Here is a 9,355-nt window from a genome sequence, read left to right on the forward strand (position 1 = left end):
AACGAGCCCCAATTTTAAAAATTGGTTGTAACTAGATATTTAACTATTAAAAAGAGTATTGAATTAAATTTCAATACTCTTTTTGTGCAATTTAATTATATTTGATTAATGTAGTGTCTTACAGATTATTCATTTCATAACCATTGACAAAATACGTTATTGTTTCTAACTCATCTTCATTTAATTCTCTATCTAGCTCTTGTTTATACGCTGCCTTTATCTTCTCTTCATCGCCTTTATGAGCTTCTGTATATGTTCCTACTGTTTTTAGCAAATGAATTTCTTGTAAAAACTCTTCTCGATTTATAGCTGTCCCATGAGAAAGAATATATGTCTCAGCATCAAATTTTTCTAATTCATCTATTAATGCAAACGTTCTTTTCGTCGTATAGTTCCACTTCGAGGAAAAAATATCTGCATATATACAGTCCCCTAAAAATAATATCTTTTCTTCTTTTATGTACATAACAACTGAATCATGTGCATGATCTCCGCCCACATGTTTTAGCACGCATGTCACCTCACCAAGATCTAATTCCATTTGATCCTGGAACGTTAAGGCCGGAGGAATAATGTTAATATTTCTCGCTTTTTCTTCAAACTCTTTCTTGATGCAATCCGCACAAAATTCAATTTCAGTACCCTCTTTTACGCGTGCATCCAACGCTTCATCTGTCCATTCATAAGATACTATTGTCTGCATTTCTTTTTTCGTTTCAGCGTGCGAAATAGTTAATGCATTCCGTAATACAGATAATCCAAAAATATGATCCCAATGCCAATGCGTTAGTGCTACAAAATCAGGATTTGATACATTTTGTTCTTTTAACATTTCTAAAAATAATTGTGCATGTTCTTCTGAATTCCCTGCATCGATCATTAACGTTTTTTCTTTTCCAACAACCATTCCTAATATAGGTCTATCTGTTTCAGAAACAGGTGTCATATACCAAAATGAGTTTCCTATTTTTTTAATTTGTTGCATAACCAATTCCCCTTTTCATTTCCTCACTTAAGTTTAATATATAGATTATAACGAATCACTACTTTTTTCTCTATACTCAAACACAATTACTTGGACTAATCTAACTTTTCTTTTCGTAAGCTAAAAATAAGGGAATAGAATCGGAGTGTGATACTATGGAACGTTTATGGATCCCAATGATTGTAACATTTTTTTCGTTCGGTGGATTACTATTAGGCGGTGCTGTTGGAGTAGCAACACGCCAACTCATTGAAGAAAAGATGCATCGTTTATACGCATTATGTGGCGGTATTTTGTTTGGGTTATTGTCACTTGAAATTATTCCTGAAACATTTTCAAGCTATGAAATGATTGGACCTATACTTGGTATAGCTATCGGTATTTTAGTTATGGGCTTATTAGATAACTATTGTCACCATCCAATGATACATAAAAAAGATCAACAAGCATGGCAAACCTTTCTTTTTCTCTCTTTCGCTATATTTATTCATAATATACCGAGTGGATTTGCGTTAGGTACAGCTTTTATAAATCATAATGACTCTGCCATTCCCTTTTTAATAGCAATCGTCGTTCACCATATTCCAGAAGGATTAGCTTTAATTATTCCATTTCTTTTTACAAAACATAAATATATTTCCTTTTTATTAACGACTTTATTACTTTCTCTTATTCTCGGTACTGGCACAGTTTTTGGCATTTTGATGGAAGGAAAAGCTCTTCACCTGCAAGGCCTCATTATGGGAAGTGCTATTGGTTCACTTGGATATGTCACAATTCATGAAATGCTTTGGAAAGCTAAGAAACAGCTCTCTTTCCTTACATTTCTAATGTGGGCAACTAGTGGTTTTTTACTAATAACAGTGTTCACTTTATTCGCTGGTCATCTTTAAAGTTGCTAAAGTGAAGCTTTTGTTCCTCCCACACTGATTCTTGGATTACAAATAACTAGATAAATTTCTTACTTGTATATTTTTCCTTTTTATTCAAAACATAATGTTATCTACCTATTATAAGGAGGAACAATTATGTTTGGGAAAACAGCAGGTGAAGCATTAGTTGATTTATTAATTGATTGGGGAGTAGAGCACATATACGGTATGCCTGGAGATTCCATTAATTCTATCATTGAAGCTTTAAGAAAAAAACAAGATAAAATTAAATTCATTCAAGTTCGCCATGAAGAAGCTGGTGCATTAGCAGCGGCTGCCTATGCGAAATTAACAGGAAAACTTGGCGTTTGTATGGCAATTGCAGGACCTGGTGCTATTCATTTATTAAATGGTTTATATGATGCGAAACTCGATAAAGCCCCTGTTCTAGCAATTTCAGGTCAAGTAGAAACCGATTTACTTGGAACGGACTTTTTCCAAGAAGTAAATTTAGAAAGAATGTTTGATGATGTTGCGGTTTATAACCAGCGTATTATGTCAGCAGAGCAACTACCTGCCGTAGTGAATCAAGCAATTCGAATGGCTTATACGAAAAAAGGTGTATCCGTTCTTACTATTCCAGATGATGTCCCGAAATTTGAAGTGAAAAATGGTGCCCGTGTTACAAATACTTCTTTTACTTTGCCTGAGTTGTTTCCACAAAAAGAAGATTTAGATGCAGCGAAACTTGCAATAAATGAAGCGAAAAAGCCTGTGATTTTAGCTGGAAAAGGAACAAAACATGCGAGAGAATCTTTACTTGCATTGGCAGAACAAATTGGTGCTCCAATCGTACTTACATTACCAGCTAAAGGAATTATTCCTGATGAACACCCTCTTTGTATTGGTGGATTGGGATTAATTGGAACGAAACCTTCTTATGAAGCAATGAAGCATGCAGATACTTTAATTATGGTCGGTACTTCTTATCCGTTCACCGGCTTCTTACCTGAAAAAGCAAAAACAATTCATATCGATACAGATCCTGCCCAAATTGGGAAACGTTATGCGACAGATATTGGTTTAGCTGGTGATGCTGATAAAACATTACGATGGTTAATTGAAAATGTTGAAGAACACACAGATCATTCCTTCTTAGAACAGCACCAAGAAATGATGAAAAAGTGGGAAGATAAATTACACGATCAAGAAGAAGACTCTTCCATTCCAATTAAACCACAACGCGTTATGCATGCTCTGCAGCAAGTAGCACATGATGACGCAATTCTATCAGTCGATGTTGGAAATGTAACAGTATGGACCGCAAGACACTTCCGTATGACAAACCAGCAATTTGTCATTTCTAGCTGGCTCGCAACACTTGGTTGCGGTTTACCTGGTGCTCTTGCTGGAAAAATTGCATTCCCGGATAAACAAGTATTTGCAGTTTGTGGTGATGGCGGATTTGGAATGACGATGAATGACTTCGTAACAGCTGTAAAATATAAATTACCAATCGTTGTCGTCGTATTAAACAATAATAAAATTGCGATGATTAAATTCGAGCAAGAAGTCATGGGTAATATCGAATTCGAAACAGATTTAACGAACCCTGATTTTGCAAAATATGCAGAGGCGTGTGGAGGTATTGGATACCGTGTTGAGAATTTAGATGAACTCCTTCCCGCTTTCGAAAATGCAGTAAAACAAAATAAACCGTGTATTATTGATGTAGTTGTAGATGCTAACGAAGCACCAATGCCAGCAAAAATCACATTTGGTCAAGCCGCTGGTTATACGAAGCATATGATAAAAGAATTATTTGAAGAAGGTAAGATTGATTTACCTCCACTTTAAACGAAAAAAGATAGCTGAAAACAATTTGTCTTCAGCTATCTTTTTTTATTTTTGTATCTCTTTATAAAAAGAAAAGTCATTCATAGTTGGTTGTACTTAAGACTCTTATTTTTTATCAAGAGTCTTTTTATTTAATTTCGCTTCAGTTAATACTATGTAATACTATGCATCTAAAAATCTTTATACATCTCGCTAACTATTTCAATTCTCTAAAGTTCGGATATACTTTATTTTATGAATGTATCGCACATCCACTTATAGAATTTTTCTTTCTCTTCAAATTGTGGATAATGAGCTGATTTCTCAAAAGTAATAAATTGTTTTTGATCTGCTTCTATCTTATCAAAATATGTTTTTGCTGCATGGAATGAAGTGTTATAGTCATATTTCCCCATAAGGCAATAAAACGGTAGCTTCATTTCAATCACCTTAGTAGGCAATGGATTTTTTTAATCCTTTTCTAATAAGACAGTTTGAGAATGTGATAATCCAACGTTATAACGAATTACGTCTAACAAGTTATATTCATTACAGAAAGATTTGAAAACATCTCGCATACACATTTTTATAAAAACACATAGAAAAGAGCCCTTGCTTTCAACACAAGGACTCTTTTCATAAACTATTTAGCTACCTCTTCTTTCGGCATTACCATACCTTTATAAAGTTGAACAGTTATCCAGTAATACATGAAATAAATGACTAAGAAGATTCCTATTGGCACCCATACTTTTACAAACGGGTCAACTAATATAAAGCTGAATAAGTTAAGCCCTACTAATACGTGGGAAATGCCAATGATCGCTGGGAAGATAAATAAATATGAAATTTCTTTATATATACTTTTCGTTAACATACTGCGTCTCACACCAATTTTTCGTAACATTTCATAACGGCGTACGTCGCGAGAAGCACCTGTTAATATTTTGAACATAAGGGAACTTGCCATCATTGCTAAAAACGCAATTCCGAGGAAAAATCCCATAAACATTGTTCCGCTCATGAAGCTGTTCATAAACTGATAAATTGTCATTTTCGTAAATAAGTCTACCTTTTCACCTGTTGCTTTTTCAATTTGTGCTTTTTGTCTCTTGTCTATTTCGATCAATAACGGTTTATATTTTTTCATATCATCTACTTTTGCTAATGTTACAGTATGTTCTGTTCCTTGAATCCCTTTATAATGCTCTTCGTCTGCAATTCTTACTGGTTTTCCGCTAAATTGATTATGCGTAATTTGTATCTCTCTTACAACTGCGTCTTCCCAATCCTTTGGCATATGAGGGAATTTTGCTAATTCAGGAGCCTCTAAAGCTGAATATACAGGTTCAGTTAAAGGTTCAGTCACACGTTTGCGAACAGGCTCTTTTAAAGTTTTTGTATCAAAATGGTCTGAAACAAGTGGCGGTTTCGCAGTTAAGTCGTTACGTAAATAATAAACCGCTTCTCCATCTACTTTATATTTGTACTTGCTTTCTTCAACAATTTCCATTTCTTTCAAGGCAGCTTTATCTTGATCATTCGGATCATGAATTACAACATCATATACACGAGAAAAGTCTGTCATAATACCTACATTTTTTTGGAACGCCATACCTGCCGTCATCGCACCTGCGCCTAATGCAATTAACATTGCTACAGTACCTAATACTCTCGATAAACTATTTACTCGAAAGCGTAGCTGTGCATATGTAAAACTATTTAGACCAGTTTCATTTCGTTTTTTATTCCCCTTAATTTTCATCACAAAAAATGGAAGTAATGAACTAAAGATAAAATATGTTCCAAGTGTTGTAACGATGGTTGCTATAATAAAACCTAATTCAGCATATATTTTTACATTGATCATAAAATAGTACCCTGTACTTACTAGTAATACACCAAGTACTGTCATTATTATAATGCGAGTTTTACTTTTCTTCACTTCATCTAGTGTTTCATCTTCACGAATTAACTCTAATTCAGTTTTACGTAACAAGCGGACACTGTTCATTAAGCCAGTAATGAAAAATAGTATTAAGAAGAAAATAACTGTGACTAAAATTGCTGGTGTGTATACAGATGCATAACTACCTTTTGCTGAAATTTCCATTCCATTCATTAAAAAGTTTCCTGCTACACTTGCAAGTAACATCCCTACTAAAATACCGATAATAATACTGACAATACCCATACCGAATGTTTCAATAAATAATAACTGTGCTACTTTTTTCTTTTTTGCACCAAGCATCATGTACATACCGAGTTCTTTTCTTCTTAATGTGAGCAAGAAAGAGTTGGCATATATAATATAAAATACAGTAATGAAAGATAATAGTATTGCACCTACCCAAAAGACGAGCCTTATACTACTAATTAGACTATTATCTTTTGTAAATTCACTATTCATCGCCATCGTTTGGAACATGTAGAAAATACTAATACTAATAACGAGGCCAATAAGTAAAACCATATAATCTTTTAACATCTTTTTCATACTATGACGTGATAATTTAAATAACATAGTTTCACCCCCTACTTAGACTCAGCAGCTGAGCCCATATGAGCGAGCACACCTAAAATGTCTTGATAGAAATTCTCTCGAGTACCTTGACGGTTTAATTCTTTATAAAGAAGACCATCTTGAATAAATAAAATACGCTCACAATAACTTGCACTAAATGCATCGTGTGTAACCATCAAAATACTTACATTGTGATTTTCATGTAAATCTTGCATCGCTTCTAATAAACTTTTTGCGTTTTTACTATCAAGCGCACCTGTCGGTTCATCTGCTAATACAATTGCTGGATTATGTACTAAAGCTCTTGCCGCCGCTGTTCTTTGCTTTTGTCCTCCAGAAACAGCCGTCGGATATTTTGTTAAAATTTCGGTGATGCCTAATTTCTTCGCAACGTCATTTACCTTTCCAGTAATCTCACTTGACGGTACGCCTTGCAAAGAAAGTGGTAAAGCTATATTTTCATAAATTGATAAGTTTTCTAGAAGATTAAAATCTTGAAAAATGAAACCTAATTTTTGAGAGCGAAAATCAGATAACGCATTGCCCTTCATAGAAGTAATATTTGTACCAGCTATCGTCACACTACCACCTGTCGCTTGGTCAAGTGTACTTATCACATTAAGTAAAGTCGTTTTTCCAGACCCAGAAGGTCCCATGATCCCGACAAATTCTCCTTCTTTAATACTTAACGATACACCCCTTAATGCTTTTGACTGATTCTCATTTCTTTTCCCATACGTTTTTTCTACACTTTCTACAGTAACTACATTTGTTGACATCTCTTTCACTCCATCCCTTTTGTATAAAATTAATTTCTCACATATTTCTTATTATTTTGTCATGTGAATTCTTAAGAATTTTTTAATTATTCATTCAAGAAGAGTTACACCTGTAACATGAACCTTTTTCCTACTTCATATTCTCATTTTTCTACAACTCGTTCCCTCGATTTCGCTTACATTTACCTTACATTTTTGTAAGATAAAAAAGAAAACACACTAATTGCTAATAGTGTGTTTTCTTTACAATCAATATTTTCTATTCTTTATTTCCTCTTCAATAGTTGCCACAAATACGTCTAGCGCAATAACTTCTGACTTCTCTTCCCCATATTTACGTACATTTACAGCTCCGTTTTCCATTTCCTTATCACCAATAACAAGAACATACGGTACTTTTTGCATTTGTGCTTCTCTTATTTTATATCCTAATTTTTCATCTCGTGCATCTTGTTCAACACGAACTCCAGCTTGTGCTAATTTATGTGCAATCTCATTGGCATATTGTTCATGTACTGCATTTGAAACTGGAATTACTTTCACTTGAACTGGTGCCACCCATGCCGGGAACGCACCTCCAAAGTGCTCAATTAATATTGCTAAGAAGCGATCTAATGACCCTAAAACTGCCCTGTGAATAACAACTGGTCTTTTCTTTTCATTATTTTCATCTATATAATTTAAATCAAATTTCTCTGGCATTTGGAAATCAAGCTGGATTGTTCCGCACTGGTGGCTTCTATTTAAAGCATCTTTAATATGAAAATCAATTTTCGGCCCGTAAAATGCACCGTCACCTTCATTTAGTCTATATTTATAATTTAGCGATTGTAATACATTTTCTAATGCCGCTTCTGCTTGCTCCCATAATTTATCATCACCCATTGAATCTTCTGGACGAGTAGAAAGCTCTACTTCATATTCGAATCCAAAAGTTTTATATACGTAATCAATTTGCGCCATTACTGATTTAATTTCATCTTCAATTTGTTTTGGAGTTACAAATAAATGTGCATCATCTTGGCAGAAAGTACGTACTCTTAATAATCCGTTTAACGCACCACTAAATTCATGACGATGTACTTGACCAAATTCACACATACGAATCGGTAATTCACGATAAGAATGCAATTTATTTTTAAACATAAGCATGTGCCCTGGGCAGTTCATCGGTTTTAATGCAAAACTTTTATTATCTACTTCAGAGAAATACATATTATCTTTATAATGTCCCCAGTGCCCTGATCTCTCCCATACTTCTTGGTTCATCATGAACGGAGTGCGTACTTCTTGATACTTATACTCTTTTTGAATTTCTCTTAAAAATGCTTCCAATTCGTTACGAATCATTTGTCCTTTCGGTAAATAAAACGGCATTCCCGGAGCCTCTTCAGAAAACATAAATAACTCAAGCTCACTGCCTAACTTACGATGATTTCTTTTTGCTGCTTCTTCAACGAAATGTAAATACTCTTCTAATTCTTTTTGAGAAGAGAATGCAACACCATATATGCGCTGAAGCACTTGGTTATTACTATCACCTCGCCAATATGCACCGGAAACGTGAGTTAATTGAAATGCTTTCAAATAACCTGTAGATGGTAAATGTGGTCCTCTACATAGATCTACAAATTCACCTTGTTTATATAGTGTTACACTTTCCCCACTAGGAATTGCTTCTAAAAGTTCTAATTTCAAGCGGTCGTTCATTTCTTGAAACAGTTTAGCTGCTTCTTTTCGAGAAACCTCAACTCGTTCTATCTTTATATTTTCATTTATGATCTTTTTCATTTCTTTTTCGATTTTTCGTAAATCTTCTATGTTTACACTACTTGGAAGATCCATATCATAATAAAATCCATTTTCAATAACAGGTCCTACTCCAAGATTTATATCACCATACAATCTTTTTACAGCTTGCGCTAAAATATGTGCCGCGGAGTGTCTTGCAATTTCTACCCCTTCATTTGAATCTATAGTAATGATTTCCACTTCCGCATTTTCTTCAATATTTCGGCGTAAATCATATAATCCATCATTTACTTTCCCCGCGACTGCTTTCTTTTTCAAACTACTGCTAATGGATCCAGCAATTTCTTCTAAAGTAACTCCATTTACAAATTCTTTAACGCTACCATCTGGAAATTTAATTTCAATCATTTGTTCTTTCATTTTTCATCTCTCCATTTCATAATAAAAAGCACACTCATCCCTAAAATAGGGACGAGCGTGCTTTTACCCGTGGTTCCACCCAGATTCCCATTGTAAATATACAATGGCTTCATTTACGGTAACGTCGTTTACACGGCACTAGATACTTCATTTCCCTAGTGCAGCTCTAAGGTGGTAAGTTATTTTT

General features: G+C 34.3%; 6 protein-coding genes and 1 pseudogene. 2 read left to right on the forward strand and 5 right to left on the reverse strand.

The features are described from left to right. Positions 1 to 118: 118 nt before the first annotated feature. Positions 119 to 985 (reverse strand): MBL fold metallo-hydrolase, encoded by an 867-nt coding sequence (locus tag HFD78_RS27380; RefSeq protein ID WP_001184099.1) that lies wholly within the window; start codon positions 983 to 985, stop codon positions 119 to 121. Positions 986 to 1,140: 155 nt separating this feature from the next. Here HFD78_RS27380 and HFD78_RS27385 point away from each other — a divergent pair, with 155 nt between their 5' ends. Beyond that, on the forward strand, positions 1,141 to 1,878 hold the full coding sequence (locus HFD78_RS27385; RefSeq protein WP_000440616.1) for a ZIP family metal transporter: 738 nt from the start codon (positions 1,141 to 1,143) through the stop codon (positions 1,876 to 1,878). A 135-nt stretch (positions 1,879 to 2,013) separates the two neighbouring features. Beyond that, positions 2,014 to 3,714 carry a pyruvate oxidase gene (locus HFD78_RS27390; RefSeq protein WP_000467239.1) on the forward strand — a complete coding sequence of 567 codons (1,701 nt, stop codon included), beginning with the start codon at positions 2,014 to 2,016 and terminating at the stop codon, positions 3,712 to 3,714. A gap of 227 nt (positions 3,715 to 3,941) precedes the next feature. Here HFD78_RS27390 and HFD78_RS29740 read toward each other — a convergent pair. The 4 genes and pseudogenes from HFD78_RS29740 to thrS form a co-directional block, all read right to left on the reverse strand. Beyond that, positions 3,942 to 4,244: pseudogene (locus HFD78_RS29740) on the reverse strand (hypothetical protein); the annotation flags it as partial. Positions 4,245 to 4,336: 92 nt separating this feature from the next. Then, positions 4,337 to 6,217 carry an FtsX-like permease family protein gene (locus tag HFD78_RS27400; RefSeq protein ID WP_000897869.1) on the reverse strand — a complete coding sequence of 627 codons (1,881 nt, stop codon included), beginning with the start codon at positions 6,215 to 6,217 and terminating at the stop codon, positions 4,337 to 4,339. A gap of 11 nt (positions 6,218 to 6,228) precedes the next feature. After that, positions 6,229 to 6,996: an ABC transporter ATP-binding protein gene (locus tag HFD78_RS27405; protein ID WP_000106426.1), complete on the reverse strand. Its 768-nt coding sequence runs from the start codon at positions 6,994 to 6,996 to the stop codon at positions 6,229 to 6,231. A 249-nt stretch (positions 6,997 to 7,245) separates the two neighbouring features. Then, positions 7,246 to 9,168, reverse strand: coding sequence for a threonine--tRNA ligase (thrS, locus tag HFD78_RS27410; RefSeq protein ID WP_000663096.1), 1,923 nt, complete (start codon positions 9,166 to 9,168; stop codon positions 7,246 to 7,248). Between the last annotated feature and the right edge of the window lie 187 nt (positions 9,169 to 9,355).

Source organism: Bacillus sp. EKM501B (genome assembly GCF_011800505.1).
GTDB classification, from domain to species: Bacteria; Bacillota; Bacilli; order Bacillales; family Bacillaceae_G; genus Bacillus_A; species Bacillus_A cereus.

Excerpts from the sequence above, each read along its gene's own strand:
- HFD78_RS27380 (WP_001184099.1), bottom strand. The coding sequence starts at position 985 with ATGCAACAAATTAAAAAAATAGGAAACTCATTTTGGTATATGACACCT.
- HFD78_RS27385 (WP_000440616.1), top strand. The coding sequence starts at position 1,141 with ATGGAACGTTTATGGATCCCAATGATTGTAACATTTTTTTCGTTCGGT.
- HFD78_RS27390 (WP_000467239.1), top strand. The coding sequence starts at position 2,014 with ATGTTTGGGAAAACAGCAGGTGAAGCATTAGTTGATTTATTAATTGAT.
- HFD78_RS27400 (WP_000897869.1), bottom strand. The coding sequence starts at position 6,217 with ATGTTATTTAAATTATCACGTCATAGTATGAAAAAGATGTTAAAAGAT.
- HFD78_RS27405 (WP_000106426.1), bottom strand. The coding sequence starts at position 6,996 with ATGTCAACAAATGTAGTTACTGTAGAAAGTGTAGAAAAAACGTATGGG.
- thrS (WP_000663096.1), bottom strand. The coding sequence starts at position 9,168 with ATGAAAGAACAAATGATTGAAATTAAATTTCCAGATGGTAGCGTTAAA.